Below are 25715 nucleotides of genomic sequence, written 5' to 3'. Positions count from 1 at the left end.
GTTGGACCGTTGATCAGAGTGCTCTCTTCCGAAGCTTGCGCCGTTCGCGCTCGGAGAGTCCGCCCCAGATGCCGAAGCGCTCGTCGTTGCCCAGCGCGTACTCCAGGCATTCCTGCTTCACGTTGCAGGCGCCGCAGACCTTCTTGGCGTCACGCGTGGAGCCGCCCTTCTCAGGGAAGAAGGCTTCCGGATCGGTCTGCGCGCACAGCGCGTCCACCTGCCAGGCGAGTTCGCCTTCGATCTCCTCGGTGGGGACCAGCGCGGGCAGACCCAGCCAGGTGCGGCCGGGCTCTGCCGGCCGCGTCTGGGGTGCTGAGGTCTCCAGGGACTCATGACTCGGAGCCTCGTGGGTCGGCGCCTCAGTGCGGCGGGAGGGAGCCTCACTGAGGGCGGTGACCGAGGAGCCCGTCGCGGCGGAGGAACCCTCGTCTGCGAGCCGTTCGGCCTCCTCATGGGCCGCGAGGAAGGCGGTGGCCTGGTCCTCTAAGGTCTTGCCGTGCTCCAGGCGCTCAGCGGCCTGAGGATCAGCAGGGTCCACGAACCAATCAGCAGGAACCTCGAGTCCCGTCCTGCGGGCTATGGCCGTGGTGCCGGGCCGTTCTGCGCCCAGCCGCTCTGCGTTCCCCATCAAAGGGCCTCCCGAGATTGATCCTGCGTGTACTGCACCTAATTACACTGGCGTAAGTAATGATCCGTCAAGTGAGCGACTTAAGTCGCCACTACCAGACCGTCAACCCCTTGATCACGCCCGACACGCCGTCGAAGATTCGCTGTGCGCGAGGCGTGGCGAGCTCAGGAGAGATCTTATGACCCCGCTCACACTCAGTGGTTCCACCGCCGGCCCGCCGCAGACCTTCCCCGCCCTGCTGGACCTGCTCGAGGCCCGTCCGCAGCCGGCGCTGATCTGGTACGGAGCCGGTCAGGGCGAGGAGCGCGTGGAGCTCTCCGGGCGGGTGCTGCAGAACTGGACGGTGAAGCTGATCGGGCTCTTCGATCAGGAGTCCGAGATCGAGGCTGACGACGCCGTGCTGATCCACGCCGCCGCGCACTGGAAGGCCGCAGCCGTTCTGCTCGCCGCGGGCGCCCTGGGCTGGAAGATCTCCGTGATCGATCCCGGAGCCCCGCAGAGCGACCAGGAGGGGCTCGCCGCCGCCGTCACAGCACAGCAGCCAGGACTGGTGGTCACCGAGCGTCCCGGCGACTGGACGGGATCCGGAACCTGGGGACAGCTGCTGGGGGACGCGGAGCTGGCTGCGCTCTCACCCGGCCTGCTGGATGCCTCCTTCGAGGAGGCCACCGGCCAGCGGCTCCCGGCCTGGGCGCTGGACATCTCCGCGGAGGTGCGCCAGCATCCGGACCAGCTGCCGGCACCGCTGCCGCCGCGTGAGCTGTCCGAGGTCCCGGTGCCGGAGGGGGCACGCTCAGAGCTCGGCACGGCAGCTGGGCGAGGCGGCGGGCTCGTCGTCGTCGGAGCCTCGCCGCAGGCGCCCCTGCAGGACTGGGGACTCACCCACTGGGGTGCGCCAGACCTGCTGCCGCAGATGCTGGAGACCTGGGCGCAGAGCCGCCCGGTGGTGCTGTTCCCGGGCGATCCGACCGCGCAGCCGCAGACGTGGGAGCAGATGCTGCGCAATGAGGCGGTCCGCTGACCCTGAGCGTCCGGTGCGGGAGTCCTGCGTCAGCCCGGATCAGCGGGTGGTGACCTCGGCGGCGTCGGCGGCGGGGTCCTGGTCCGCGGGCAGATCCGTGAGGGAGCCGCGATCGGTGGTGAAGACCCAGTACTTATAGGCGAAGAACCGGAAGATGGTCGCCAGCACCAGTCCGATCACGTTGCCGGCGATGAAGACCTCGGTCACCGAATCCATGCCCAGCAGGTATTTGGCCACACCGACACAGCCGGTCTGGATGCCCAGTCCGATGGCGTTCATCAGCAGGAACAGCATCAGCTCTCGGGTCTTGCCGGTGGAGCGCTTGTGCCGGAAGGTCCAGTAGCGGTTCGCCATCCAGGAGAACAACGTGGCGACGACGCCGGCGACCACCTTGGCCTTGAGCTGCGAGTCGTCCATGGGTCCGCTGATCAGCCAGAGGAAGATCGCGGAGTCGATGATGAAGGCGACACCGCCCACGGCGCCGAACTTGGCGACCTCGCGCCAGAGCGTGAGGAAGAGGTTTTCGATACGCCGCCACAGCTTGGTGATCATGGGCGTGGATGCTCCTGGTCTGGGCTGACGGAGGTGGTGTGGGCCACGAAGGCCTGGGCGTGAGCGAGCGCGCTCAGCCGGTGGCCGGTGGGGTCCGGCAGGAAGGCGGATTCGCCCGGTCTCAGGGTCAGCATACGAGAGGTTCCTGCGGAGCCGGTGACTGCAGGATCCTGGACCGGGATCTCAGGCTCCGACGGGGCCCCCAGCGTGAGCTCTCCGGCGGTGCACAGCACGATGGCGCAGCCCGCGCCTTCGAGCACCGTCTCCCCCGGGAACTCGAGGCTCTCGAGCTGAAACTCTGGGAAGGGCGCTTGGTACCGGGCCCGACTCGGAGCCGATCCGGAACGTCGCACCGGACAGTGCGGAACTGGGAGGACCTCCCAGTCGGTGACCCGCAGCAGCTCCTCCACGTCGAGGTGCTTGCTGGTGAGTCCGCCGCGCAGCACGTTGTCGGAGTTCCCCATCAGCTCTACGCCCACTCCGTGCAGATAGGCGTGCAGATTCCCCGCCGGGAGGTAGATGGACTCCCCGGGCTGCAGCCGGACCTGGTTCAGCAGCAGCGTGACGAAGATGCCCGGATCCGCGGGGAATGCCGCACTGACCTGGAGCAGCATTTCTCGGGTGCCGGGGTCCAGGGAGTCACCGAGATCCGCAGCCGGGTGCTCTGCGGAGCCGGTGGAGAACTGCAGCAGTTCGTGCAGCTCGTGCGCGGCGGCCTCGACCTCGGTGCGTCCGCTCCCGAGCAGGTGCTCCAGCGCCGCCCGATAGTCCTGCGCCTCGACGAACCCCTGGAGCCGGTCCAGCACACCGGGCAGCCGGGTCTGCTGCGCCGAACCTCCGGTCAGGGCCAGCGCGGCGCGCAACGAGGTCAGCACCTTCGACGCCTGCGGGTAGGGCCGGAAGCCGCAGAGCGCCGAGAACTCGGTCAGCGCCACGATCAGCTCCGGCTTGGCATTGGGATCCTTATAGCTGCGATGCGGGGCATCGGCGGCGATCCCGGCGGCCTCCTCGGCCGCGAAGCCGCGGCGGGCACGGTCCGCGGTGGGGTGCGACTGGATCGAGAGCGGACGGTCGGCGGCGAGGACCTTGAGCAGAAAGGAGAACCCGTCGGGGAGCTCCTCGGCCTCGCGCAGATAGTCCGGCAGGGAGATGACCTCACCGCAGGCTCGCGGCGCCTCACGGGGGCGGGTCGCATCAGGAGCCTGGATGGTGCCTGCTGCTCGGTCAGCCTCTGCGGCCTGGGCGGCGGGCATGGTCCGGGAGGACTCTGCACCCAGCTCCAGACAGGAGGGATCTGAAGGATGGGCACCCATCCAGATCTCCGCCCGTGGAGTCGCTGAGGCGGCCCAGCCGAAGAGCTCGCTGAACGCGGTGGTGGAGCCCCACGCGTAGTCGCGAACAGGGTTGATCATCTTGAACATCGGGAGAACCCTACCAGCCCTAATTCACGGGCTCGCAGCGGTAGTTCGAGGAGGCAGCCTGTTCCAGCAAGCCGGTCTGACCGGTCATCTGGGCCTCGATCAGGTACTCCCGGGTCAGTTCGGAGCCGTCGGGCTGGGTGGGCGGCGGCGTGGGGTCGATCGAGGGTTCGTCCTCCTCCACGGCGTCGGCGGCCTGTCCGCTGGCCGGAGGTGTCGTGAGCATCACACCGAGAGCACCGGACTGGGCGGGCAGGAACCCGGCGGAGCCGAAGAGCCCGCCGGCGTCGTCGGCCTGCTCGTTGGCGATCAGCTCATCCACCCGACGTTGGATCTGCTCGAAGTCCGGGTAGGTGGAGAACAGGTCTCCGGAGGCGCCGAAGTCCGGGGCGCCGAGGACCAGGCGCTGCGGGGTCTGGCCCTGCGCGTCCACCGCGAGGTCGAGGAAGGAGCCCAGCTGAGACTGCGGCAGGTTGGTCTCCACCACGTTCCCGCCGGCCTGCATGATCTCACTGAAACGGGTCAGCAGGGTCTGCGGGTTGAACTGGGACATCATCGCCTGCTGGATGCACTGCTGGCGCTGGATCCGGTTGTAGTCAGAGCTGTAGGTCCGGGAGCGGGCATAGGCCAGCGCCTCCTGGCCGGAGAAGGTGTAGACCCCTGGGCCCCACCAGTTGTCCCCCCAGCTGCCATCGGGAAGCGGGCCGCGGTAGGGCACCCATCCGCCGGAGTCCACGGTCACCCCGCCCATTGCGTCGATCAGGTTCTCGAAGCCGCCCATATCGACCATCACATAGCCGGAGACCTCGAGGTTCAGGCTGCCGGAGACCGCGTCCATCATGGCCTCGGCGCCCGGGTCCTCAGCCTCGGGGTAGAGATCCTGGTGGTTGTTCATCACATCGGTGTAGAGGAAGTTGATGATGCATTCATCCCCGCAGTCGTAGCCGGTCGGGTAGACGGCGTTCAGCGGTGAGTCCTCGTTGAACTGGGCGTTCTGGAAGTTGCGCGGGATCGAGAAGATGATGGTCTCGGCGGAGTCCTCATTGACACTGACTACGTGGATCGAGTCCGGGCGCAGCCCCTCGCGTCCCTCCCCGGCGTCGGCGCCCATCAGCAGGAAGTTATAGCGTCCGTCCACGGCGTCGATGGCGGGCCCGGAGGCGAAGATTCCGTCCAGCGCGGCACGGCCCTCGTTGACCAGCTTGGCGCCGTAGCCCAGGGACCCGGAGGTCACCGCCATCAGCACCGCCAGGACGACGGCGACGATCGGTTTCAGCCCCGGCGCCAGAGAGGTGAAGTGGATCAGCCGGAAGGTGTCCAGCCAGAGGATGCACCAGCCGATGGCCAGGGCGCCCAGGACCACTGCGCTGAGCCAGAGCATGAACGGCTGGGTCAGCAGCGAGAGCACGACGGAACGCATGGTGAGGAACATCAGTCCCAGCAGCAGCGCGGTGAACCAGCAGGCCACCGTCACTGCCAGAGCCGCACGGCCCAGCTTCTTCGAGCCTGCCGCGATCTGGGCGGAACCGGGGATGAGCAGGGTCATCCCCAGCAGCATCAGGGCGCGTCGGGTGCGGTCGGTCTCGGTGCCGCGCTGGGGGCTGCGGATCACCTCCGGCTGGCTGTCGAACCGGTGGTAGCTGATGGCGGAGTCGGTCATCGTGTGCGGTATGTCCCTAACTCGGCGGCTTCTTCGCGCAGCGCAGCGCCCTTGGCGTGGGCCTCGAGTGCCAGCGACTGTTGGAAGTCGAGCAGCTGCTCGCGCAGTCGGGAGGCCTGCGCGGAGTCCCCGGCGGCAAGGGTGCGCACGGCGAGCAGCCCGGCGTTGCGGGCGCCGCCGACCGAGACGGTGGCCACGGGGACTCCAGCGGGCATCTGGACGATGCTCAGCAGGGAATCCATCCCGTCGAGGTGCTTCAGCGGCACCGGGACGCCGATCACCGGCAGCGGGGTGACCGAGGCCAGCATGCCCGGCAGGTGGGCGGCTCCCCCGGCTCCGGCGATGATCACGCGGATCCCGCGCTGGTGCGCGGTCTTGCCGTAGCTGATCATCTCCTCGGCCATGCGGTGGGCGGAGACGACGTCGGCCTCAAAGGTGATCCCGAACTCGTCGAGGGCCTGCGCGGCGGCCTTCATGACCGGCCAGTCGGAGTTCGATCCCATGACCAGGCCGACCTGGGCGGGCTGGGTGTCTGCGCGCTGGGTCTCCGCGCGCGAATCCGGCGCGGAGGGGTTCTCGGCGGGCTGGCTCATTGGGCAGGTCCTTCCACGATGATCTCGGCCACATCTGCTGCGGCCCGGCGCACGCGCTGGAGCCGGGCTCGCCGGGCCTCCCAGGTCTCCTGCGTGGAATGGGTCTGGGTGAGGATGTTCACATGTCCGATCTTGCGACCTGGCCGCGCGGCCTTGCCGTAGAGGTGGATCTTCGAGCCCTGGGAGCGACGCATCGCGGCGGGGAAGGAGTCATGCAGTGACCGCTCTGCACCCGAGGCGCTGCCGAGCAGGTTCTTCATCACGGTGTAGCCCCCGGCGCCGCCCTTGACCTCGGTCGCCCCGAGAGGAAGCCCCAGGACCGCGCGCAGGTGCTGCTCGAACTGGCTGGTGATGGAGCCGTCCATGGTCCAGTGCCCGGAGTTATGCGGGCGCATGGCAAGTTCGTTGATGTAGATCCCGGCGACGACGCCGGTCTCGGGGTCGGCCTCGTCCTCGCTGATCTCGAAGAGTTCCACGGCGAGCATCCCGGTGACCTGCAGCTGCTCTGCGATGGTGCGAGCAGTACGTTCGGCGACCTCGACGTGGTCCTGGCTGGTCAGCGGGGCGGGGGCGATCACTTCGTCACAGACCCCGTCGGTCTGCGTGGATTCCACCACCGGATAGGTGACGGTCTCTCCGGTCGCGGAGCGGGCCACCTGCGCGGAGAGCTCGCGGGTGTAGCGCACCTTCTCCTCGGCGAGCAGGCCCGCGCCGGATTCTTCCGCGCGTGAGAACCAGTCCTGGGCGGTGGACGCCGCATCGGCGGAATCGATCATGCGCACGCCTTTTCCGTCATAGCCGCCGCGCGGGGTCTTCAGCACGACGGGCCAGCCGGCCTCCTCACCGAAGGCGCGCAGCTCCGCGACGCTGCGGACTTCCGCCCAGCGCGGGTTCGGCAGGCCCAACTGCTCCACGGCGCGTCGCATCGCGAGCTTGTCCTGAGCGTAGAGCAGCGCGTCCGGCCCGGGGTGCATGCTGACGCCGTCGCGGGCGAGCGCGGCGAGGACCTCGGCGGGGACATGTTCGTGATCGAAGGTGATCACGTCCACGTCGGCGGCGAAGGCGGTGACCTGTGCTGGGTCGGTGTAGTCGCCCAGCGTGGTGTGCGGGATGACCTGGGCGGCTGAGGAGTCAGCGGAGCCGGCGAGCAGGTGCAGCTCCAGGCCCAGCTCGACGGCGGCGGGAGCCATCATGCGAGCCAGCTGGCCGTCGCCGATGACCCCGATCCTTGGAGTGCCGGCCGGGCCGCGGGGGCCGTTGGGCGGGGCTGGGTTGCTGTCCTGTCGCGTCACAGTCCCCAATTATGCGTCATCAGTTCTGTCCCCTCGCACAGGGAAACACCCCCGGTCGGAGTGATCTGCGCCGGACGGTCGGCCGCTGGGAACAATCTCCAGGTCACTCGGCTGATGTGCAGGTTGCGACCCTAGCCTGGTGCCCACTTGTCGGCGCGGCGCAGAGATGGGACAGCCATGGAACGTTTCGTAGTGACCTTTGACACGACAGATCCCGAGATGCTGGAACGCGGAGCTCCCGGGCTGCTCAGCGCCCAGGGATTCTCCACCGACATCTATTTCCCGCGGCTCGGCGTGGGCGTGGTGGACGGTGAGCCCGGGGACCTGGAGGCCTTCAGCGGACGGTGCCGGGAGCGTCGGGCGCCGATGAGCTACAGCCGGGAGCTGACCTACTAAGCGATCGGCGCGACCCCTTCGGATCGAAGCAGGGTTGATGCCGGCGCGGTTGATGCCAGCGCGGTCACGAACGGAGCCATCCTCGCTGAGCACTCCGACACTGCCGCGCTGACCTGGGGGTTGCAGGCCGTCGAGATCGGTCGTGCCCAGGAGATCGGACTCACGGGCGCCGGGGTCCGCGTCGCGGTGCTCGACACCGGCTTCGACGTCGGGCATCCGGACTTCGCCGGGCGCAGCGTGACCGCGGAGTCCTTCATCCCCGGGGAGGGCCCCGAGGATGTGCACGGGCATGGCACACATTGTCTGGGCTCCGCCTGTGGCCCCTGGGCGCCACCGTCCGGTCGAGGCTTCGGAGTGGCCCCCGGGGTCGAGATCTTCTCGGGCAAGGTGCTCGGCGCGGACGGCTCCGGCTCGGACGCCTCGATCCTGGCCGGGATCGACTGGGCGCTGGCGAACGGGTGCCAGATCATCTCGATGTCCCTGGGCGCCGATGTGCGCGAGGTGCATCCGCCCTATGTGACTGCGGGCCGGCGGGCACTGGAGCAGGGGTCGCTGTTGGTCGCAGCCGCAGGCAATAATGCCGGGCGCGCTGCCGGAGATCCCGGGTTCGTCGGAGCGCCGGCGAACAGCCCCTACGTCATGGCGGTGGCCGCACTTGACCAGGGGCTGCGCGTGGCGGACTTCTCGGCCCGCTCTCTGCCGCACGACGGTGGCGCGGTCGACATCGCCGCCCCCGGTGTCGACATCTATTCCTCCTGGCCGCGACCCGAGCTGCACCGGAGCATCAGTGGCACCTCGATGGCCGCCCCGCATGTCTCCGGCGTCGCCGCGCTGCTCTCGGCTTCCACCGGGTTGCGCGGCCAGGCCCTCTGGGATGAGCTGACCCGGACCGCGCGCCCCCTCGAAGGCGCTGACGTGGAAGATGTCGGGGCGGGACTGGCCGTGGTCACACCTGAGGAAGGCCGGTGAGCATGGCGGAACAGCAGTGGGTCATCACCGTCGATGAGGAGCACCTGGACGGGATCGACGCTGTCGTCACAGAGCTCGAAGCCGCCGGACTCGTGGTGGACCGGGTGCTGCGCAGTCTGGGCCAGATCACCGGGCACACGCAGACCTCACCTGGAGTCCAGACCCAGACAGCAGGGGCCGCGCCGAGCTTCTCGGCTGTGCCAGGCGTGGCCTCCGCCGATGGTGCCCAGCGGCACCACATCGCCCCGCCCGACGCCGAGGTCCAGTAGCAGCCCGGACGAGGTAACCGCCCTGAAGAGGTGGGACGGAACCGGACCGGGGCGTGAGCGCATCTACTTCAACGGGGACCCGACCACATCGAACTGGTAGCCGCCCATCTCGCCCGTGAGCAGGGGCATCGCCTCCGCGATGAGGGCCCGGACCGCAGGGAGCCGGAGTGACTCCCGATGCGCCTCGGCTGAGGTCCAAAGCTCGGTGACGAACACCGTCTCGGGGTGCTCCTCACTGACGCCTACCTCGTAGAGAAGACACCCGGCTCGTTCCAGCTCCGCATTATGGCGGGTCAAGATCGCGACGACTTCCTCTCTCGCGCCCGGCGCAACTCCCAGGGTCCCCACGTTCGCGAAGGTCATGGGATCACAGTAGAGGCGCCGCGCGGACCTGTCAGCCCCTCCGGGCGCGAACCCGTGCGTCACTGCCGGGTATAGGACTCCCATTTGCGCGCCTGGTGCTCGGCGTCGATGATCCGGACTGTTCCGGACTTCGAGCGCATCACGATGGACTGCGTGGTGACCTTGTCGCCCTGGTACCGGACGCCGCGCAGCAGGTCGCCGTCGGTGATGCCGGTGGCGGCGAAGTAGCAGTTGTCGCCGGTGACCAGCTCGTTGGTGGTCAGGACCCGGCTGACGTCGTGGCCGGCGTCGAGCGCCTTCTGCGCCTCATCGTCATCGGTCGGGGCGAGTCGGCCCTGGATGACGCCTCCGACAGCCTTGATGGCGCAGGCGGTGATGATGCCTTCGGGAGTGCCGCCGACTCCCATGAGCACGTCCACCCCGGAACCCTCGCGGGCTGCGGCGATGCCTCCGGCCACGTCGCCGTCCATGATGAAGCGGGTGCGGGCTCCGGCCTCGCGGATCTCCTCGACCAGCTTGGAGTGGCGCGGGCGGTCCAGCACGCAGACGTTGAGCTGACTGATCCGCTTGTTCTTGGCCTTGGCGATCAGGTGCAGGTTCTGCTTCACCGGCAGACGCAGGTCCACCATGTCGGCAGCCTCGGGTCCGGTGACCAGCTTGTCCATGTAGAAGACCGCGGAGGGATCGAACATGGTGCCGCGCTCGGCGACGGCGAGGACCGCCAGCGCGTTGTTGTATCCCAGTGCGGTCAGTCGAGTCCCATCGATCGGGTCCACGGCGACGTCGGCCTCGGGCCCGGTGCCGTTGCCGACCCGCTCGCCGTTGTAGAGCATCGGGGCCTCGTCCTTCTCACCCTCGCCGATCACCACGATCCCGTTGAGGTTCACCGTGTCCAGCAGGGAGCGCATGGCGTCCACCGCGGCACCGTCGGCGGTGAGCTTGTCCCCCATGCCCACCCAGGCGCCTCCGGCGATGGCCGCTGCCTCGGTGACCCGCACCAGTTCCATGGCGAGGTGCCGGTCCGGCTCGGAGTCTCCGACCGCCAGCCGCGCCGAGAGGTGGGAGAAGTCCTGGGAGGACCCGTCGTCGGAGCGTTTGCCGCTGTGCTGCGAAGAATCGTTCATGGGCTTGGGCCACCTTGTCGTCTCGGCTTTTGGCCGGCCTCGTCGCCGGCCCTGCGCACATCATAGTCGGCGGCGTTGACACGGCCCGTGGTCACGCGCCCTGGCATGTCCGCCGGCGGTGACACAATAGAGGGGTGACCGAGCCAGAGAACACCCCCACTCCGCAGCTGACGCAGTCCCAGGCGAAGCGGCTGCGCCAACCCCTGATCGGCGTCGTGGTCACTGTGGCCATCACGATGTTGGCGGTGTTCGCGGTGATGGGGCTCCGCCCGGAGCGTGATGTGACCTTCACCCCGGATGTGGACGTGGAAGAGGCCGCCGGATGGACCAGCGACGTGGCCGAGTTCCACGCCATCGTTCCCGAGGTGCCCGAGGGTTGGACCGCGAACTATGCCCGGTGGGAGAACCGGGCCGAGCTCGGGGTCACCGCCTGGGAGGTCGGGTACTCCGTGCAGGAGCACAGCTTCCTGAGCTTCGCTCAGACCGACGAGCCCAATCCCGCCTGGGTCAACGACGCGACCCGGCAGATCGGTCCCACCGGGGAGGAGACCATGGCAGGGCTGAACTTCGAGGTTCGCGAGAACGACGAGCGGAAGTACTACGTCCTTCAGGCCGAGGAGAACACGATCGACGGCACGGCCATCGTGCTGGGTGGCGAAGCCACTGCGGAGGAATTCGAGATCTTCCTCGAATCGGTCGCCGAATCGATCGATGCTGAGGTAGAAACAGGGGAAGACAACGGAGGTTCCACAGAATGACCGCATCGACCGCACCTGCCCAGCCGCTGCCCGCCGAGGTCTGGGAGCTGCTCAAGGCCGGCAATGACCGCTTCGTCTCAGGAGAGTCCAAGCACCCCAACCAGAACGCCGCCCGCCGCTCCTCGCTGACCGAGTCCCAGCACCCGGTGGCGACGATCTTCGGCTGCTCGGACTCCCGTCTGGCCGCAGAGATCATCTTCGACGTCGGCCTGGGCGATGTCTTCGTGGTCCGCACCGCCGGGCAGGTCACCGACGACGCCGTGCTGGGCTCCCTGGAGTTCAGCGTCGCCGAGCTGAAGGTCCCGCTGATCGTGGTCCTCGGACACGACTCCTGCGGGGCAGTCTCCGCCGCGCTTGCGTCCACGGAGTCTGGAGTCACTCCCACCGGTTTCGTGCGCAGCCTCGTGGAACGCATCACGCCCTCGGTGCTGGCCGCTCAGCGCGCCGGGATCACCAGCGTCAATGAGACCGTCGAGGAGCATGTGAAACAGACCGCGCACCGGGTCGTGGATCACTCCCGGGTGCTCCACGACGCGGTGGCCGAAGGGCGAACCGCCGTCATCGGTGTCACCTACCGGCTCTCCGAGGGGCGCGCCGACGTGGTCACGAGCATCGGCGAGATCTGACCAGCTGAGTCGGCGGCATCGGTCCCGCTTCTCCCCATTGCGGTCCTGCCATTTCCGGGACCGGCCCTGAGGTCTAGGGTGGAGGCGTGATCGCGTTCATCACCGAGCTGCTGAGCTCCGGGTCTCTGGGGCACGCCTCTGCAGGCCTGTTGCTGCTCATCGGTGGGATCGTCTTCGCGGTCTGCGCCATCGCGCTGAGCTTCATCGATCTGCGCGAACATCGACTCCCGAACCGGATCATCTACCCGTGGACCGCGCTGACCGCGGTGCTCCTGGTGCTCACCGCCCTGCTCCTCGGTGAGCCGCTGGCAGCCGTGCGCGCCTTCGCCGCCGCCCTGGTCTGGGGCGGATTCTTCCTCACGGTGCGCCTGCTCGCTCCCCCAGCTCTCGGCATGGGGGATGTGAAGCTCGCCGTGGTGCTCGGGCTCTACACCGGGTTCCTGGGGTGGAGCACCGTGCTGGCCGCCGTCGTCCTGTCCTTCCTGCTCGGCGGACTCCTCGCGGCGGCACTGTTGGTCTCCGGTCGCGGCACGGCCAAGACCGCGGTGCCGTTCGGGCCGTTCCTGCTGCTGGGCACCGCGGTGGCGTTGATCTTCAGCGGCGGTGTCTCGCTAGGCTGAGCACATGCCCACCCCTGATTTCATCAAAGAGCTGCGTCAAGACATCGGCACCAAGGAGCTCTGGGTGCCTGCGACTCGGGGCGTGGTGCTCCGCCGGCCCTCGGCACAGAACCACGCTGCCGCGACGATCGGGGAAGGCTCCCCCGCCGAGACCGAGGTGCTGCTGGTGCGCCGGGCGGACAACGGGGCGTGGACCGTGACCTCAGGGATCCTCGACCCCGGTGAGGATCCAGCGGTCGGGGCCGTCCGAGAGATCGAGGAGGAGACCGGCGTCCTCGCCCGCCCGGTGCGGGTGGCGGGGGTCTTCGCCACCGGACTGGTGCGCTACCCCAACGGGGACGCCTGCCGGTATCTGGACACGGTCCTGGAGATGGAGCCGGTCTCAGGACAGGCCCGGGTCAATGATGAGGAGTCTGTGGAGGTCGGCTGGTTCCCGGTCTCCGCACTGCCGGAGCCGATCAGTGAAGATCAACGGATGGTCATCGACTGGGCCCTGGACACCGAAGCCCCGGCCCGCTTCCGCAGCTGATCCACAAAAAAACCTGGGTGGTTGAGTTCTCCGGTCACTGCGTAGCGACCGGAGAACTCAACCAGCCAGGAAGGGTGGGGGTCAGCCGGGGTGGGTCATGCTCATCAGGTCCAGGGACTCATCCAGCTGCGCCTCGGTGAGGTCGCCGCGCTCGAGGTAGCCCAGCTCGATCACGGCGTCGCGCACCGTGAGCTTGTTCTTCACCGCGTGCTTGGCGATCTCCGCGGCGGCCTCGTAGCCGATGTGCTTGTTCAGCGGAGTGACCACCGAGGGTGACGCGGCGGCGAGGAACGCGGCGCGCTCCTCGTTGGCGGTCAGGCCCTTGATCATCTTGTCCGCCATCACGTAGCTGGTGTTCTTCAGCAGCCGGATGGACTCCAGCAGGTTCGCGGCCATCACCGGGATCCCGACGTTGAGCTCGAAGGCGCCGTTGGTGGAGGACAGCGCGACGGTGGTGTCGTTGCCGATCACCTGGGCGCAGACCTGGATCGCGGATTCGCAGATCACCGGGTTGACCTTGCCGGGCATGATCGAGGAGCCAGGCTGCAGATCCGGGATCGCGATCTCACCGAGTCCGGTGTTCGGGCCCGATCCCATCCAGCGCAGGTCGTTGTTGATCTTCATCAGCGAGTACGCGATGTTGCGCAGCTGTCCGGAGGCCTCCACCAGCCCGTCCCGGTTGGCCTGCGCCTCGAAGTGGTCGCGCGCCTCGGTCAGCGGCAGCCCGGTGTCCTTGGCCAGGCTGGCGATGGCCTTCTCGGCGAAGCCCTCCGGGGTGTTGATCCCGGTGCCCACGGCGGTCCCGCCCAGGGGCACCTCGGCTACGCGCGGCAGCGCCGAGTCGATGCGTTCGACGCCGTAGCGCACCTGTGCGGCATAGCCGCCGAACTCCTGGCCCAGGGTCACCGGGGTGGCGTCCATCAGGTGGGTGCGGCCGGACTTCACCACGGAGGCGAACTCGGAAGACTTCGCCTCCAGCGCCTCGGCGAGGTAGGCCAGTGCCGGCTGCAGGTCGTTGACCAGCGCGGAGGTGGCGGCCACGTGCACCGAAGTGGGGAAGACGTCGTTGGAGGACTGGGAGGCGTTGACGTGATCGTTGGGGTGGACTTCCTTGTCCGAGCCCTTCTCCGCCAGGTAGCGGTTGGCCAGGGTGGCCAGCACCTCGTTGGTGTTCATGTTCGAGGAGGTCCCGGATCCGGTCTGGAACACATCGATCGGGAAATGCTCATCGAGGTCTCCGGTCTCGACCTGCTCAGCGGCGTGCACGATCACCTCGGCGAGCTCGGCGTCGAGCACCCCGAGTTCCTGGTTCGCCCGGGCGGCGGCCTTCTTCACGCGCGCCAGGGCTTCGATGTGGGCACGCTCCAGGGTGCGTCCCGAGATCGGGAAGTTCTCCACGGCGCGCTGGGTCTGTGCACGGTAGAGAGCCTGTGCCGGCACCTTCACCTCGCCCATGGTGTCGCGCTCGATACGGTATTCGGTCTCAGCAGTGTTCTCGGTCATAGCCTCAGTCTAATAACCGATCTCGCGGCGCCTGACCAGTGACGCGCCTCAGCCGACGCTGGCGATCAACCCGTGGAGGAACTTGGCCACAGCGGCGCGCTCCGCCTCATCGAGGCTCTCCACGCTCTGGAGCATCCGGGTGTGCATCGCAGAGAGCGTCTGGCGCACCTCGTGGTCCCCGGACATGGTGGGCTCGATCGCCACGGATCGGCGGTCACCGGGGATCGGCACCCGGCGGACGTGCCCGTCGCGGATCAGCCGGTCCACCATCACGCTGACCGAGGCGGCGCTGATGTCCAGCTCACGGGCGAGATCGCGCTGTCGCAGCAGCTCCCCGGCGCTCTGAGCACGCAGGATGTAGCGCAGCGCGAGCAGGTCGCTCTCCCCCATGCTCATCGAATCCCGGGTCCGGGAACGCATCCGGCGCTCGGCCTCCCGGTAGCTGCGCAGCAGGTTCAGCACCTCCACCGAACTCGGCGCGTGAGTGGAGTCCTGATACCAGTAGCCTCCCGGCCGCGCGGGCGGTGCAGCGGTTTCTTCAGGTGCAGCGTGGCCCTCGGGCGCAGCGGGCTCCTGGGGTGCAGTGTGCTCCGGGAGTGTCGGGGTCAGCGCGCTGGGGGCGGGGGCGTCCAGGTCCGCCGCGTCGGGGGAAGGGGGCACCGCCTCGGGAGCCAGCACACTGACCGTGGCTTTCTGGGGTCCAGGTTCGACCTTCGACATCTTCACCTCTGGATGGCCTGCCGACCACCACATCTCGACTGTTGGGCAGACTAAGTGTTAGCTGCTCTAGGCAATGGTAGGGCACCGATGGTCACCCTGCCACCGGTGTCACACCCTCGAGCTCGCGCCTGCGTAGCATGGAGTGATGCGCAGAGAATTCCAGCGACGCGGATCAGGCGAGCCGAGCGGCGTCGAATCCGGTGATTCGTGGGGCTCCCTCGGCACTGACCTGAAGTCCACCGCGGGGCGCACGTTCCTGCCCGTCGTCGTGCCGCTGGTGGGCATGTGGGCGGTGTACCTGGTGATGGTCTTCACCGGGAACTGGCTCAACCGGGCACTCGGGCTGCAGGCTCGGGAGGCGGAGGGCCTGATCGGGATCCTGTTCATGCCGCTGCTGCACGGCAGCTTCGGGCACATCCTGAGCAACTCGATGTCCTGGCTGGTTCTGGGGGGTATGCTCTCGCTGCTGACTCGGCGCTTCGCGATGATCACGGCCATGATCTGGCTGCTCTCGGGGGTGCTGCTCTGGATCGGGGGCACCCCGTGGATCTGCAACGCCCCGGCCGGCTTCGACTGCGGAGGACTGCACATCGGCGCCTCCGCCGTGGTCTATGGCTTTGCCACGTTCCTGGTCACCTACGGCTTCATCACCCGCAAGATCCTGGCAGTCATCTTCTCCCTGGCGGTGCTGTTCCTCTACGGATTGAGCATGCTGATCGGGATGACACCGATCAGCCCTGGTGGCGTGTCCTGGTCCGGTCACCTGGCGGGGGCCGTGGCCGGGCTCATCGTCGCATTCATCTTCACCAGGTCCATCCGCGCCGAGAAGGCCGCGAAGAAGCTCGCCCGCGGCTGATCGCCCCGCCCACCAGGGGCGGACGGGGCGATCCCTCGCGATGTGAGGCCATGCGTCGCGGATTCGAGGGCTATGCGTCCTCGAGCAGCTCCGTGACCAGGGCGGCGATCCGCGAGCGCTCGGACCGGGTGAGGGTCACGTGGCCGAAGAGCGGGTTGCCCTTGAGGATCTCCACCACGGCGGCGATGCCGTCATGCCGGCCCACCCGGAGGTTGTCACGCTGGGCGACGTCGTGGGTGAGCACGATCTTGGAGTTCTGTCCCATCCGCGACATCACGGTCAGCAGCACGTTCTTCTCCAGGGACTGCGCCTCATCCACGATCACCCAGGCATCGTGCAGCGACCGGCCCCTGATGTGGGTCAGCGGCAGCACCTCGAGCAGCCCGCGGTGCATCACTTCATCCAGGGCGTTCTCGGAGACCAGCGCGCCGAGCGTGTCGTAGACCGCCTGGCCCCAGGGGTTCATCTTCTCCGCCTCGGAGCCGGGCAGGTAGCCCAGCTCCTGGCCGCCCACCGCGTAGAGCGGACGGAAGACGATGATCTTCTTGTGCTCAGCACGCTCCAGCACGGCTTCGAGCCCGGCGCAGAGGGCCAGCGCGGACTTCCCCGTTCCGGCCCGACCTCCCATCGAGACGATGCCCAGTTCCGGGTCCATCAGCATGTCGATGGCCAGGCGCTGCTCGGCGGAGCGGCCATGCAGCCCGAAGACCTCGCGATCTCCGCGGACCACCTGGACGTATTTGTGTGAGGCGCCGTTCTGCTTCACGCGGCCCAGCGCGGAGCCGCGATCGGAGGAGATCACCAGTCCGGTGTTCACCGGCAGCTCCTCGGCGTCCTCGAGGTCGATCTTCTCGCCCTCGTAGAGCTGATTGATCTGCTCAGAGCTGGCGCTGACCTCGGCCAGGCCGGTCCAGCCGGAGTCGGTGACCCATTCGTTGCGGTACTCATCGGCCGCAAGCCCCATGGCGGAGGCCTTCACCCGCATAGGCAGGTCCTTCGAGACCACGGTGACTTCCCGGCCCTCGTCGGCGAAGCTCTTGGCCACCGCGAGGATCCGCGCGTCATTGTCGGCATCTCGGAAGCCATGTGGGAGCACCTCCAGCGAGATGTGGTTGAGCTCCACGAGCAGCTTCCCGCCCAGGTCGTTGAGCGGGATCGGCCGGTTCAGCGCCCCATGCTTCACCCGGAGCTCATCGAGAAGCCGAAGCGCCGAGCGGGCGAAGTAGCCCAGCTCGGCGTCGTGACGCTTCTTCTCCAGCTCGGAGATCACGACGACGGGGAGGATCACCTCATGCTCGGCGAACCTCAGGAAGGCCTTCGGGTCGGAGAGCAGCACGGAGGTGTCGAGCACGTAGGACTTCTGCGCGATCGCGCCGGCGACGGTCGAGTCGAGCGCGTCACCCCTGACGGAGTCAGGGGCTGCAGGGGTCAGATGCGAGGAGGCCACGGTTTCTCCATATCCGGAAACACAGAAGGTTCCGTCCACAGGGCCGTGTGGCAGGCGCCTGGCGGCTCGTGGCGGAACCTTGTGCTGTCCCCGTTGTGATTCTCAGGGGTGGTCGGTTCAGCCCTGCGGGGCCGGTCCGACCCCTTCTCCGTGATGCCTGTGGCATACGTGATCGGGCCTCTCCGGTCAGTGTTCTGACATTTCTCAGAGTACTCCGGTGCAGAACTACATGGGAGTAGTTCTCGGTGATCTACGTGTGACGAATCGGTAAACTCTTCGGCCCCGGACGCCTGTGAGGCTCAGTTCCCGAAGCGCCGTTGCCGCTGTGCGTAGTCGCGCAGTGCGCGGATGAAGTCCACCCGGCGGAAGTCGGGCCAGAGCGCCTCGCAGAAATAGAACTCCGAATACGCGGACTGCCACATCAGAAAGCCGGAGAGACGCTGCTCCCCAGAGGTGCGGATGATCAGATCGGGGTCCGGCTGACCGCGGGTGTAGAGCCAGTCTGCGATCGAGCCCGGGGTGAGCTCCTCGGCGACTTCACTGATGCTGCGACCCTGCGCCTCGGCGTCGCGCAGCAGCTCCTTGACCGCGTCGACGATCTCCTGGCGCCCGCCGTAACCCACCGCCACGTTCACGTGGACCGCGGGCTCCTGGTCGGTCTGTGCCAGTTCGGCGTCCATGCAGCGCAGACGTTCCGCCAGCGGAGCCGGCAGCAGCTCGGGCTGACCCACGGGATGAACCCGGACGGGGCGTCCTCCGGGGCGGGACTCACAGAGCCGCTCCAAGGTGTCGGCGATGATCTCCATGAGCTGATCCAGCTCCTCGGCGGAGCGGCTCATATTGTCTGTGGAGAGCATGTAGAGGGTCACGGTGGGCACGCCGAGCTCGGCGCACCAGTCGATGAACTCCACGATCTTATTCGCACCAGCCAGGTGCCCGTCGGCGGTGGGAGTGCCGGCCAGCTTGGCCCAGCGCCTGTTCCCGTCCACCACGACACCGATGTGCTGCGGGATCCGATCCTGCGGCAGCGCACGGCTGATCTGCCGTTCATAGACGGCATAGGCGAGGGAACGCAGCCCCATGGGACCTCCTGCGGTATTGACGCATTCCCCACCCTAAGGGACGGCACCGCGATCTCCGCCAGGAGAGGGCAGGTCGTCGAGTGCGGCGTGCGACACATGATGTTACTGGTGAGTCATTTGTGGCTCTACACTGGCGCCGTGGCCCCGAAAGAGCATGAGACCGAGCTTCCCGACCGCAGGACCGCCCCCGCTGAGCGGCTCTTCGACTCCGAGGTGCCGCTGAAGCCGCGAATGCGCGGCTGGCTCCACGCGGGCATGGTGCCGCTGGCCCTGATCGCAGGGATCGTGCTGATCGCGCTGGCGCCCTCCGGCACGCTGCGCGCGGCCTCGGTGGTCTACGTCATCACCGGACTGCTGCTCTTCGCAGTCTCCGCCACCTATCACCTGGGGACCTGGTCGGCGCGCACACAGCGGGTGCTCAAGCGGCTGGACCATACCAACATCATGCTGATCATCGCCGGCACCTACACCCCGCTGACCCTGGCGCTGCTTCCCGAGCCCCGCGATGTGATCCTTCTCGCCGCGGTCTGGATCGGCGCCCTGGGCGGGGTCGCGTTCCGGGTGTTCTGGACCGATGCCCCGCGCTGGCTCTACACCCCGGTCTACATCATCCTCGGACTCGCGGCCGTGGTGTTCCTCGGGGACTTCTTCGCCGCCGATGTCGCCGCGGCCACGCTGATCTGCGTCGGCGGGCTGTTCTACATCGTCGGGGCGGTCTTCTACGCGCTGAAGCGCCCGAACCTCTCGCTGCACTGGTTCGGGTTCCATGAGCTCTTCCACGCCTGCACCCTGATCGGGTTCATCTGCCACTACATCGCGATCATGTTCGCGCTGCTGGACTGATCCCTCAGCCGCGCAGCGCGTCCAGCGCCTGTTCCACCGAGCTCACCGGGGGCAGGCAGACCATCGCGCCCACGGAGTTCAGGCACACGCTCAGCTGAAGGTCAGCTCCAGGGCGCTGGGACCCCTTTTCCACGGGCTCCACCGGGACCCCGAGCAGCGCGCCCGTCCGGCGCACCTGCACGAGGTCCTCCGCGGTGCCGGCGATGAAGCGGAAGGCTGGGGACCTGCGACCCGCCCGCCGGGCGACCAGCAGGGAAGCCCCGATCACCGTGGGGGCCTTGGCCGCGGCAAGTCTGACGTGCTGCAGGATCTGCTCCGGCCTGAGGTCCTCGGCGTCGAGCAGCTCCAGCGCCTCCGCCATCTGCAGCGCCTGGGCCAAAGCGGCGACGCTGCTGGGCTCCGGACCGTCCAGCGGAGTCGCCAGCAGCGGACCCTGCTGCGCCGTGGCGAGCAGCCCGGCGGTGTCCGGGTTCTCCAGGATCTCGATCCCACCGTCCTGCTCACGCACGAAGTTCTGCAGGATCTGGCGCAGCACCGCGGCGCCGCGGCGGATCCACCCGGGATCCGCCCCGGCGGAGCTCAGCTGGAAGCAGGCCACGGCGAGGTGTGCGTGATCGGCGAGTCCGCCCAGCTCAGAGGCGGGGACTCCGGCGTAGGAGATGCGCCGCACCCGCGCCCGGCCGGCGTCATCCTCAGCGGGCATCCCTTCGGCAGCGCCTCCGGCAGCGCCGGAGGCACCCCTGGAATCGGCCTCGGATGCTCCGGTCGGCTCCTGCTGCACGTGGACCTGCCAGAGCCGGTCCGCGAGCGCCTCGGCCTGCCCCAGAAGCGCGGAATCGTCCCAGAGCGCGGCAGCGGTCGCCATCGAAGAGATGGCCTGCGCATTCCAGGCGGCGACGACCTTCTCATCCCGGGCCGGCTGATCCCGCAGCGCCCGACGACGGCGCAGCTCCGGCACCAGCTGCTGCCACAGCTGCTGCTGGGCCTGACTCAGGGGCGCGTCGAAGTGCAGCGTGCGCGGGGTGTCTTCGTCGATGTGCAGCGGAGCACCCCGGGTGATCGCCTGTTCATCGGCAGGCACCCCTCGATTCAGCGCCACCAGCAGCTCCTGGTGCTGCTCCCCCAGACCCACGGCCGCGGCGGCATCGCGCAGCTCGGCGTCGGAGAACAGGTAGGTGGCACCTTCGGCGTGGTGGCCCTGGGCATCCACCGTGTCGGCATCCAAGGAGGACGCGAGCAGACCGGTCTCTGCCAGCCGCATCCGTTCGCGGAGCCAGTCCAGGCTGAGCCTGGCCACCCGCTCGGCGCGCTCTCGGCAGGGCTGATCTGCCGCCGGGTGCACACTGAGCCGGGCGTAGTGCCCGATGAGCGGGGCGTTGTCGTAGAGCATCTTCTCAAAGTGCGGCAGCGCCCAGGCCAGGTCGGTGGCGTAGCGCGCGAAGCCGCCTTCGACCTGGTCGAAGAGCGCGGAGCGGCCGAGGGTCTCCAGCGTGCGGACCGCCAGTCCTGCCGCGGTGGAGCCCGGATCCCAGGCGGACTCCTCGAGCAGGAAGCCCAGCAGCGGGGAGGGCGGGAACTTCGGTGCGGAGCCGAAGCCGCCATGGACTCGGTCCTCTTGTTCGGTGAGCACCGCCAGCGCCTCGGTCACGAGCCCATCGAGCTCCTCGGAGTCCATGCCCGCCGGGCGCGGCGTCCCTGAGCGCGGCCCGGCACCCTTGGGGCCACCAGGCTCATTGGGGCCACCAGGCCCCTCTGGGACGCCCGGCTCCTCGGGGTGGCGGGGCGCGGCGTCGTCGTCCTGGGTGGTGACCGTGGTGGCGAGTCCTGCCTGCTGCCGCCGCTGGGAACCCAGCGATGCTGCGATCTGGCCTGCGGAGGTCTCCACCTCCGCCCGGCGCTCGGTCCAGGCCTGGTGCACGGCGTCGAGGACCTCGCTGAAGGAGGGGACCTGTCCCACCCGGCGGGGCGGGAAATAGGTCCCGGCGTGGAAGACCCGCGCGTCGGGCAGGGTGAACACGCTCATCGGCCAGCCGCCCTGCCCGGTCATCGCCTGGGTGGCGGCCATATAGGTGTCATCCACATCCGGGTGCTCCTCGCGGTCCACCTTGATCGCGACGAACCGCTCATTGAGCTTCTCGGCGAGCCCCGGGTCCGCGAAGGACTCCCGCGCCATCACGTGGCACCAATGGCAGGCCGCGTAGCCGATGGACACGAACACCGGGACATCCCGGCGGCGCGCCTCGGCGAACGCCTCGGCTCCCCAGGGGTGCCAGTCCACGGGGTTCTCCGCGTGAGAACGGAGGTAGAGCGACGAGCTTGCGGCGAGGCGGTGTCCCATCAGCCCAGTCTCGCGCACCACCGAGCGAGCGTCGAGCGCCCCTCGAGGGTCAGCCGGCCACCCCCCTCCGCGTTGAGAGGCGGAATCTGCGTGCATCTCGGGGTCCGATCCCACTCAACTGCTCGTAGAATCAGCCGCTCAAGATTGACGAGGAGGGGTCAGCGGCTCAATTCGAGGTGTGGGATCCCCGCGGGCTCGAAGCCGAAGATCTGGCCGTAGAAGCTCAGCGAGGCCTCGAAGCTGGCGGTGATGTTCTCGGCCTTGCGAAATCCGTGCTGCTCCCCGGCGAAGAGCAGGTAGGCATGCGGGATGGACTTCGCGGCCAGGGCGTCGCGGAACATCTCAGCCTGGTTGGGTGGGACGATCGGATCCTCGTCGCCCTGGAGCAGCAGCACCGGGCAGCTCAGGGAGTCCACGTGGTTCAGCGGGGCCCGCTCGCGGTAGATCTCAGCAGCCTCCGGATAGGGACCCACCAGCCCGTCGAGGTAGCGAGATTCGAAGTCGTGGGTGTCCTCGGCCAGCGCCACCAGGTCTGCCACGCCGAAGCTGGAGACGCCTGCCGCGAAGGTCTCGGTGCGGGTCAGGCACGCCAGGGTGGTCCATCCTCCGGCGCTCCCGCCCTCGATCCCCAGCCGCTGGGGGTCGGCGATGCCCTGGTTGACGAGGTGCTCCATCACCGCGACGGTGTCTGCCACGTCCACCACGCCCCACTGGCCCTTGAGCCGGTCGCGGTAGGCCCGACCGAACCCGGTGGATCCGCCGTAGCTGATGTCCACCACGCCGATGCCGCGCGAGGTGTAGTACGCGATGCCCAGCGAGAGCCCGACGGCGGCCTGTCCAGTGGGTCCGCCGTGGACCTGCGCGATGAACGGCGGCAGCTCCCCCGCCGGCGCCGCGTATCCGGTCTGGCGCGGCCGGTAGAGCACCGCGTGGACCTCTTCGCCCCCGGGCCCGGGCACCGTGATCGGCTCCGGGGTCGGCAGCAGCCCCGGATCTGGCGCGTCCTCGCGGGAGGACCGGACGACGCCGAGCTGGTCGAGCCGCCACTGAGGTTCGGAGGCGCTGAGCCGCCCCACGCTGATCGCGGAGAACTCGGTCCGGGAGGCGCCGTGCAGCGCAAGCGCTCCGTCCGGGCGCAGGCTGACCCCGGTGATGCTGGTGTGCGGCAGCTCCAGCGGGGTCACCTCTCCGGTGTTCAGATCCAGCACACCCAGCGTCTCCGTGGCTGTGCCATGGATGCTCAGCGCATGGTCGGCGTCGATCAGGCTGAGCCAGCTCGCACCCAGCTGCCACAGCGGACCGGCATACTCTTGCGGATCCTGAAGCAGCTGGCGCGGAGCCGGTGCCGCGGAGGGATCCGCTGAAGTCTGGACCGTCCAGGGATTCCACCAGCCGGAGCGGTCGCTGAGGTAGAGCAGCTCGCCGTCTCGGCGCCACTGCGGCTGCAGCACCGAGACCTCGGTTCCCCCGTCGAGCACCGAATCCTCGACCACGATCCCCCCGGCGACGCGGCCCAGGCGCAGCTCGGTCCCGTCCCAGGGCATCTGCGGGTGCTCCCAGGAGATCCAGGCCAGCTGGGTCCCATCGGGTGAGAGCTGCGGGTGCGCGAGGAACCGGGAGGAGGGCGTCACCTTGCGCACCATCGACTGATCCTCGGCCGCGGCGCCATCCAGCGGGAGCGCCGCGATGTAGCGCTCGATCAGCGGGGCGCCGTGTACGTCTGCTCCGTCGAGGTGCTCCTCGCAGACCCACCACACCTCCGTGGCGCCATCGGAGAGCCTGACCGCAGTGGGCTGCGCCCAGCGCAGCGACGGTCCCCCGGCGGAGCTCACCTCGGGCCCCACCGGGCTCATCGGCTGCGGGGTGCCGCCCTCGACGAAGGCGTAGACCCGCTGATCGGTGAAGTTCACGAACAGCACCACCGGAGCCTGCGCCGCGCCGCCCTCGGGCAGAGCTCCAGCGGGCAGGGCCCCAGCTGGCAGCGACGCGGCAGGGGCTCCACCGGTGGCGGAGTCAGCAGCCTGTGAGTCAACAGCGTGCGAGTCAGCGGCCGGTGAGTCGGCAGCGTGTGAGTCAGCAGCCGGTGAGTCAGCAGCCGCGGGCAGCGCGATCCAGGAGGCACCGCCGTATTCATGGACCCGAGACCGGGCATTGAACGGTGCCGGCAGCACTGCCACCGTTCCGGAGGGCAGCGGGGAGCTGGGGCGGGCGGCGCCGTCGTCGTCGGCCATATCAGAGCTGCGCGGATCCGCGTGGGTCCGAACGATGGTCTGCCGGCCACCCTCGGCGGCGAGCGCCTCACTCCAGAAGAGCTGCTCGCCCACCCACTGCGGGGAGCCCAGCCGGTTGCCACCGACGGCGAGCTGTTCAGCGGAGATCGTTGAGGGCCAGGAGCCGTACGGAAGAGTTCTCACCATGGCGCCAGTGTAGGACACCCCACCGGCTCGTTGAGGGGCTGTATCTGCGGGTATCTGGCACCGAGATCCCACTCAACTGCTCGCGAAAACCGCCCCTCAACGCAACCAGGAGGGAGGTTGGGCTCAGTGGGAGGGCGGCTGGGGTTCGTTCTCCACCGGCGGGGTCGCCGTGGTGGGGGCCGGGCCGAAGCGGGCCTCGGCGGCGGCGTCGCGGGAGCGCTGCTGGGCGGCGGAGATCTCCGCCTCGGTGATCTCCCCGGGGAACTCGGCCTCGTCCTCGACGTACTCCGCCTCCACCTGCGCCCGGTACTTCATCCGGCGCATCCGCTTGACCAGGTCGCGGACCACCACGATCAGCAGCACCACGACCAGGGCGGTGAACAAGAAGCCCTCGATCCCAGGCGTGATCTCGGCCTCTTCCAGCCCAGGACGGAGCTCGGGCGCGTCACCGCCGCCGCCACCACCTGGCCATGGGTTGTTGACCGAGGGAATTAGAACCACAGGTGTCTCTGCCTTCGAACGTCGTCAGTCCTGCCGGACCGGGCCTCTTCGACAGCCGCCGACGGCGACCGCTGGTCCAAGTCTACGCGCTGTAGAAATCCGGCGGTGAACCGAGTCTTCAGCGCAATCCGCTGAAGAGATCGTGTTCCGGCAGCTCGGTCTCCACCCGGGAATCCACCAGCACATAATCGTCCCAGGGCCACACCTCGCGCAGGAACTCGTTGGGCGTCGCGAAGAAGAAGCCATCGGGCTCCACCTGGGTGCGGTGGGCGCGCAGGGCCCGGTCACGGTGCTCCAGGAACGTGCCCACCGGGATCTGCGTGGTGACCTTGTGCTCGGTCATCCATGGGATCGAACCGTCCCGGAAGCGCAGGAGTCGATCCTCGTACGGGGACTCGTGTCCGGCCTCGATCAGGGCGTTATGGATCGCCTCGAACCTGCCTGGGTTGAAGGCGCGGTCGTAGTACAGCTTCTGCGGCTCCCAGGCCTCCCCCAGGCCCGGATACTGCGTGGGATCCCCGGCGGCACGGTAGGCCTCCACCGTGATCTTGTGACTCATGATGTGATCCGGATGCGGGTAGCCCCCGACCTCGTCGTAGGAGAGGATCACGTGCGGCCGGAAGCGGCGGACCAGGCGCACCAACGGAGCTGCGGCCTGCTCCAGCGGCAACGTCGCGAAGCTGCCGAACGGCAGCGGCGGGGTCGGGTCACCCTCGGGGAGACCGGAATCGGCGAAGCCCAGCCAGACGTGGGAGATGTTCAGCGCCTCGGCAGCCTCGGCCATCTCCATCCGGCGCACCCCGGGGAGGTCTCGGTGGGTCTGCAGGATCTCTTCGGCCGCGGGATTCAGCAGGTCACCCTGCTCACCGCCGGTGGCCGTGGCCACCATGACCTCCGCCCCGGCCGCCGCGTAGGCCGCCATCATCGCAGCACCCTTGGAGGACTCGTCATCGGGGTGGGCGTGCACTGCCAGCATGCGCAGCCCGCTCGAGGGCGGCAGGCTCCGGGCCGCAGCTCCGGTCACCTGAGTATGGACCACGTCGGTGCTCATATCGGTGCCGTGCTGTTCGGTCCACGCTGTTCGGTGCCGGGCTGTTCGGTCGCGCGAGGTGCGGGATCGGTGTGCGTATCCAGTGAGCCCTCGTGGTCTCCTGCCAGCGAGCTCGGCTCAGCCGAGGAACGGGTGGAGG

The 25715-nt window shown here is 68.5% G+C and carries 26 protein-coding genes; 10 read left to right on the top strand and 16 right to left on the bottom strand.

Features of this window, described 5'->3' with window-relative positions:
- Nucleotides 1-13: 13 nt before the first annotated feature.
- Complete coding sequence (locus HNR24_RS00515; protein ID WP_182494679.1) at nucleotides 14-628, bottom strand: WhiB family transcriptional regulator; 615 nt, start codon at nucleotides 626-628, stop codon at nucleotides 14-16.
- A 178-nt stretch (nucleotides 629-806) separates the two neighbouring features.
- Between HNR24_RS00515 and HNR24_RS00510 the strand changes: the two genes are divergently transcribed.
- A complete protein-coding gene (locus HNR24_RS00510) occupies nucleotides 807-1649 on the top strand; it encodes a TIGR03089 family protein (protein WP_182494678.1) in 843 nt (280 codons plus the stop codon).
- Nucleotides 1650-1688: 39 nt separating this feature from the next.
- Here HNR24_RS00510 and HNR24_RS00505 read toward each other — a convergent pair whose 3' ends face one another.
- The 5 genes from HNR24_RS00505 to HNR24_RS00485 form a co-directional block, all read right to left on the bottom strand.
- Nucleotides 1689-2201 (bottom strand): GtrA family protein, encoded by a 513-nt coding sequence (locus HNR24_RS00505; protein ID WP_083504536.1) that lies wholly within the window; start codon nucleotides 2199-2201, stop codon nucleotides 1689-1691.
- Nucleotides 2198-3622: a mannose-6-phosphate isomerase, class I gene (manA, locus tag HNR24_RS00500; protein WP_182494677.1), complete on the bottom strand. Its 1425-nt coding sequence runs from the start codon at nucleotides 3620-3622 to the stop codon at nucleotides 2198-2200. Before manA ends, HNR24_RS00505 begins: the two co-directional genes overlap by 4 nt.
- 19 nt (nucleotides 3623-3641) lie before the next feature.
- Complete coding sequence (locus HNR24_RS00495; protein ID WP_182494676.1) at nucleotides 3642-5279, bottom strand: LCP family protein; 1638 nt, start codon at nucleotides 5277-5279, stop codon at nucleotides 3642-3644.
- Entirely contained in the window at nucleotides 5276-5782 is a 507-nt protein-coding gene (purE, locus tag HNR24_RS00490; protein ID WP_058887688.1) for a 5-(carboxyamino)imidazole ribonucleotide mutase, read from the bottom strand. Before purE ends, HNR24_RS00495 begins: the two co-directional genes overlap by 4 nt.
- 86 nt (nucleotides 5783-5868) lie before the next feature.
- Nucleotides 5869-7065: a 5-(carboxyamino)imidazole ribonucleotide synthase gene (locus HNR24_RS00485; RefSeq protein ID WP_058887689.1), complete on the bottom strand. Its 1197-nt coding sequence runs from the start codon at nucleotides 7063-7065 to the stop codon at nucleotides 5869-5871.
- Nucleotides 7066-7341: 276 nt separating this feature from the next.
- Between HNR24_RS00485 and HNR24_RS13870 the strand changes: the two genes are divergently transcribed.
- From HNR24_RS13870 to HNR24_RS00475, 3 genes are all read left to right on the top strand, one after another.
- Nucleotides 7342-7560 (top strand): hypothetical protein, encoded by a 219-nt coding sequence (locus HNR24_RS13870; RefSeq protein WP_259392378.1) that lies wholly within the window; start codon nucleotides 7342-7344, stop codon nucleotides 7558-7560.
- A gap of 120 nt (nucleotides 7561-7680) precedes the next feature.
- A complete protein-coding gene (locus HNR24_RS00480) occupies nucleotides 7681-8529 on the top strand; it encodes a S8 family serine peptidase (protein WP_259392377.1) in 849 nt (282 codons plus the stop codon).
- 2 nt (nucleotides 8530-8531) lie between these two features.
- Nucleotides 8532-8798, top strand: coding sequence for a hypothetical protein (locus tag HNR24_RS00475; protein ID WP_058887315.1), 267 nt, complete (start codon nucleotides 8532-8534; stop codon nucleotides 8796-8798).
- Nucleotides 8799-8861: 63 nt separating this feature from the next.
- On the opposite strand, the gene HNR24_RS00470 is transcribed toward HNR24_RS00475, so the two are convergent.
- Both HNR24_RS00470 and glpX read right to left on the bottom strand, forming a co-directional pair.
- The gene (locus HNR24_RS00470) at nucleotides 8862-9161 is read right to left on the bottom strand and encodes a putative quinol monooxygenase (protein WP_058887316.1); all 300 of its coding nucleotides are present in this window, start codon (nucleotides 9159-9161) and stop codon (nucleotides 8862-8864) included.
- A gap of 59 nt (nucleotides 9162-9220) precedes the next feature.
- Complete coding sequence (gene glpX / locus HNR24_RS00465; RefSeq protein ID WP_058887317.1) at nucleotides 9221-10285, bottom strand: class II fructose-bisphosphatase; 1065 nt, start codon at nucleotides 10283-10285, stop codon at nucleotides 9221-9223.
- 134 nt (nucleotides 10286-10419) lie between these two features.
- On the opposite strand from glpX, the gene HNR24_RS00460 reads away from it, so the two are divergent.
- The 4 genes from HNR24_RS00460 (at nucleotide 10420) to HNR24_RS00445 (ending at nucleotide 12818) form a co-directional block, all read left to right on the top strand.
- Nucleotides 10420-11043, top strand: a complete 624-nt coding sequence (locus HNR24_RS00460; protein WP_058887318.1) for a DUF4245 domain-containing protein — start codon at nucleotides 10420-10422, stop codon at nucleotides 11041-11043.
- The gene (locus tag HNR24_RS00455) at nucleotides 11040-11669 is read left to right on the top strand and encodes a carbonic anhydrase (RefSeq protein WP_058887319.1); all 630 of its coding nucleotides are present in this window, start codon (nucleotides 11040-11042) and stop codon (nucleotides 11667-11669) included. The genes HNR24_RS00460 and HNR24_RS00455 overlap by 4 nt, the downstream gene beginning before the upstream one ends.
- An 86-nt stretch (nucleotides 11670-11755) precedes the next feature.
- Nucleotides 11756-12289 carry a prepilin peptidase gene (locus HNR24_RS00450; protein ID WP_058887320.1) on the top strand — a complete coding sequence of 178 codons (534 nt, stop codon included), beginning with the start codon at nucleotides 11756-11758 and terminating at the stop codon, nucleotides 12287-12289.
- Between the two features lie 4 nt (nucleotides 12290-12293).
- A complete protein-coding gene (locus HNR24_RS00445; protein ID WP_058887321.1) occupies nucleotides 12294-12818 on the top strand; it encodes an NUDIX hydrolase in 525 nt (174 codons plus the stop codon).
- 81 nt (nucleotides 12819-12899) lie between these two features.
- Here HNR24_RS00445 and HNR24_RS00440 read toward each other — a convergent pair whose 3' ends face one another.
- Together HNR24_RS00440 and HNR24_RS00435 are read right to left on the bottom strand one after the other, a co-directional pair.
- A complete protein-coding gene (locus tag HNR24_RS00440; RefSeq protein WP_182494674.1) occupies nucleotides 12900-14321 on the bottom strand; it encodes a class II fumarate hydratase in 1422 nt (473 codons plus the stop codon).
- Nucleotides 14322-14369: 48 nt separating this feature from the next.
- Entirely contained in the window at nucleotides 14370-15041 is a 672-nt protein-coding gene (locus HNR24_RS00435; RefSeq protein WP_182494673.1) for a MarR family winged helix-turn-helix transcriptional regulator, read from the bottom strand.
- 145 nt (nucleotides 15042-15186) lie between these two features.
- On the opposite strand from HNR24_RS00435, the gene HNR24_RS00430 reads away from it, so the two are divergent.
- Nucleotides 15187-15897: a rhomboid family intramembrane serine protease gene (locus HNR24_RS00430; RefSeq protein ID WP_182494672.1), complete on the top strand. Its 711-nt coding sequence runs from the start codon at nucleotides 15187-15189 to the stop codon at nucleotides 15895-15897.
- 70 nt (nucleotides 15898-15967) lie between these two features.
- Here HNR24_RS00430 and phoH2 read toward each other — a convergent pair whose 3' ends face one another.
- Both phoH2 and HNR24_RS00420 read right to left on the bottom strand, forming a co-directional pair.
- On the bottom strand, nucleotides 15968-17266 hold the full coding sequence (phoH2, locus tag HNR24_RS00425; protein ID WP_375139283.1) for an RNA 5'-3' helicase PhoH2: 1299 nt from the start codon (nucleotides 17264-17266) through the stop codon (nucleotides 15968-15970).
- Between the two features lie 377 nt (nucleotides 17267-17643).
- The gene (locus HNR24_RS00420) at nucleotides 17644-18426 is read right to left on the bottom strand and encodes an isoprenyl transferase (protein WP_179440703.1); all 783 of its coding nucleotides are present in this window, start codon (nucleotides 18424-18426) and stop codon (nucleotides 17644-17646) included.
- 231 nt (nucleotides 18427-18657) lie between these two features.
- On the opposite strand from HNR24_RS00420, the gene trhA reads away from it, so the two are divergent.
- A complete protein-coding gene (trhA, locus tag HNR24_RS00415; RefSeq protein WP_259392468.1) occupies nucleotides 18658-19269 on the top strand; it encodes a PAQR family membrane homeostasis protein TrhA in 612 nt (203 codons plus the stop codon).
- 4 nt (nucleotides 19270-19273) lie between these two features.
- Here the strand turns inward: trhA and HNR24_RS00410 are convergent, their stop codons facing one another.
- From HNR24_RS00410 to mca, 4 genes are all read right to left on the bottom strand, one after another.
- Entirely contained in the window at nucleotides 19274-21607 is a 2334-nt protein-coding gene (locus HNR24_RS00410) for a thioredoxin domain-containing protein (protein ID WP_182494670.1), read from the bottom strand.
- Between the two features lie 158 nt (nucleotides 21608-21765).
- Nucleotides 21766-24024 (bottom strand): S9 family peptidase, encoded by a 2259-nt coding sequence (locus tag HNR24_RS00405; RefSeq protein ID WP_182494669.1) that lies wholly within the window; start codon nucleotides 24022-24024, stop codon nucleotides 21766-21768.
- A 123-nt stretch (nucleotides 24025-24147) separates the two neighbouring features.
- Nucleotides 24148-24525, bottom strand: coding sequence for a hypothetical protein (locus tag HNR24_RS00400; RefSeq protein ID WP_058887327.1), 378 nt, complete (start codon nucleotides 24523-24525; stop codon nucleotides 24148-24150).
- A 118-nt stretch (nucleotides 24526-24643) separates the two neighbouring features.
- Entirely contained in the window at nucleotides 24644-25576 is a 933-nt protein-coding gene (gene mca, locus HNR24_RS00395) for a mycothiol conjugate amidase Mca (RefSeq protein WP_179442788.1), read from the bottom strand.
- Nucleotides 25577-25715: the final 139 nt, after the last annotated feature.

It is taken from the genome of Nesterenkonia sandarakina (genome assembly GCF_014138825.1).
GTDB lineage: Bacteria > Actinomycetota > Actinomycetes > Actinomycetales > Micrococcaceae > Nesterenkonia > Nesterenkonia sandarakina.
Note: the sequence above shows the minus strand (reverse complement) of the source record. Positions and strands in the feature narration are given on the sequence as shown.

Coding starts and splice junctions, on each gene's coding strand:
- glpX (WP_058887317.1), bottom strand. CDS start 10,285: ATGAACGATTCTTCGCAGCACAGCGGCAAACGCTCCGACGACGGGTCC.
- HNR24_RS00440 (WP_182494674.1), bottom strand. CDS start 14,321: ATGACCGAGAACACTGCTGAGACCGAATACCGTATCGAGCGCGACACC.
- HNR24_RS13870 (WP_259392378.1), top strand. CDS start 7,342: ATGGAACGTTTCGTAGTGACCTTTGACACGACAGATCCCGAGATGCTG.
- HNR24_RS00430 (WP_182494672.1), top strand. CDS start 15,187: ATGCGCAGAGAATTCCAGCGACGCGGATCAGGCGAGCCGAGCGGCGTC.
- HNR24_RS00485 (WP_058887689.1), bottom strand. CDS start 7,065: ATGATGGCTCCCGCCGCCGTCGAGCTGGGCCTGGAGCTGCACCTGCTC.
- trhA (WP_259392468.1), top strand. CDS start 18,658: ATGCGCGGCTGGCTCCACGCGGGCATGGTGCCGCTGGCCCTGATCGCA.
- HNR24_RS00435 (WP_182494673.1), bottom strand. CDS start 15,041: ATGTCGAAGGTCGAACCTGGACCCCAGAAAGCCACGGTCAGTGTGCTG.
- HNR24_RS00510 (WP_182494678.1), top strand. CDS start 807: ATGACCCCGCTCACACTCAGTGGTTCCACCGCCGGCCCGCCGCAGACC.
- HNR24_RS00455 (WP_058887319.1), top strand. CDS start 11,040: ATGACCGCATCGACCGCACCTGCCCAGCCGCTGCCCGCCGAGGTCTGG.
- HNR24_RS00420 (WP_179440703.1), bottom strand. CDS start 18,426: ATGGGGCTGCGTTCCCTCGCCTATGCCGTCTATGAACGGCAGATCAGC.
- HNR24_RS00405 (WP_182494669.1), bottom strand. CDS start 24,024: ATGGTGAGAACTCTTCCGTACGGCTCCTGGCCCTCAACGATCTCCGCT.
- HNR24_RS00445 (WP_058887321.1), top strand. CDS start 12,294: ATGCCCACCCCTGATTTCATCAAAGAGCTGCGTCAAGACATCGGCACC.
- HNR24_RS00470 (WP_058887316.1), bottom strand. CDS start 9,161: ATGACCTTCGCGAACGTGGGGACCCTGGGAGTTGCGCCGGGCGCGAGA.
- HNR24_RS00495 (WP_182494676.1), bottom strand. CDS start 5,279: ATGACCGACTCCGCCATCAGCTACCACCGGTTCGACAGCCAGCCGGAG.
- manA (WP_182494677.1), bottom strand. CDS start 3,622: ATGTTCAAGATGATCAACCCTGTTCGCGACTACGCGTGGGGCTCCACC.
- HNR24_RS00475 (WP_058887315.1), top strand. CDS start 8,532: ATGGCGGAACAGCAGTGGGTCATCACCGTCGATGAGGAGCACCTGGAC.
- purE (WP_058887688.1), bottom strand. CDS start 5,782: ATGGGATCGAACTCCGACTGGCCGGTCATGAAGGCCGCCGCGCAGGCC.
- HNR24_RS00515 (WP_182494679.1), bottom strand. CDS start 628: ATGGGGAACGCAGAGCGGCTGGGCGCAGAACGGCCCGGCACCACGGCC.
- mca (WP_179442788.1), bottom strand. CDS start 25,576: ATGAGCACCGACGTGGTCCATACTCAGGTGACCGGAGCTGCGGCCCGG.
- HNR24_RS00505 (WP_083504536.1), bottom strand. CDS start 2,201: ATGATCACCAAGCTGTGGCGGCGTATCGAAAACCTCTTCCTCACGCTC.
- HNR24_RS00410 (WP_182494670.1), bottom strand. CDS start 21,607: ATGGGACACCGCCTCGCCGCAAGCTCGTCGCTCTACCTCCGTTCTCAC.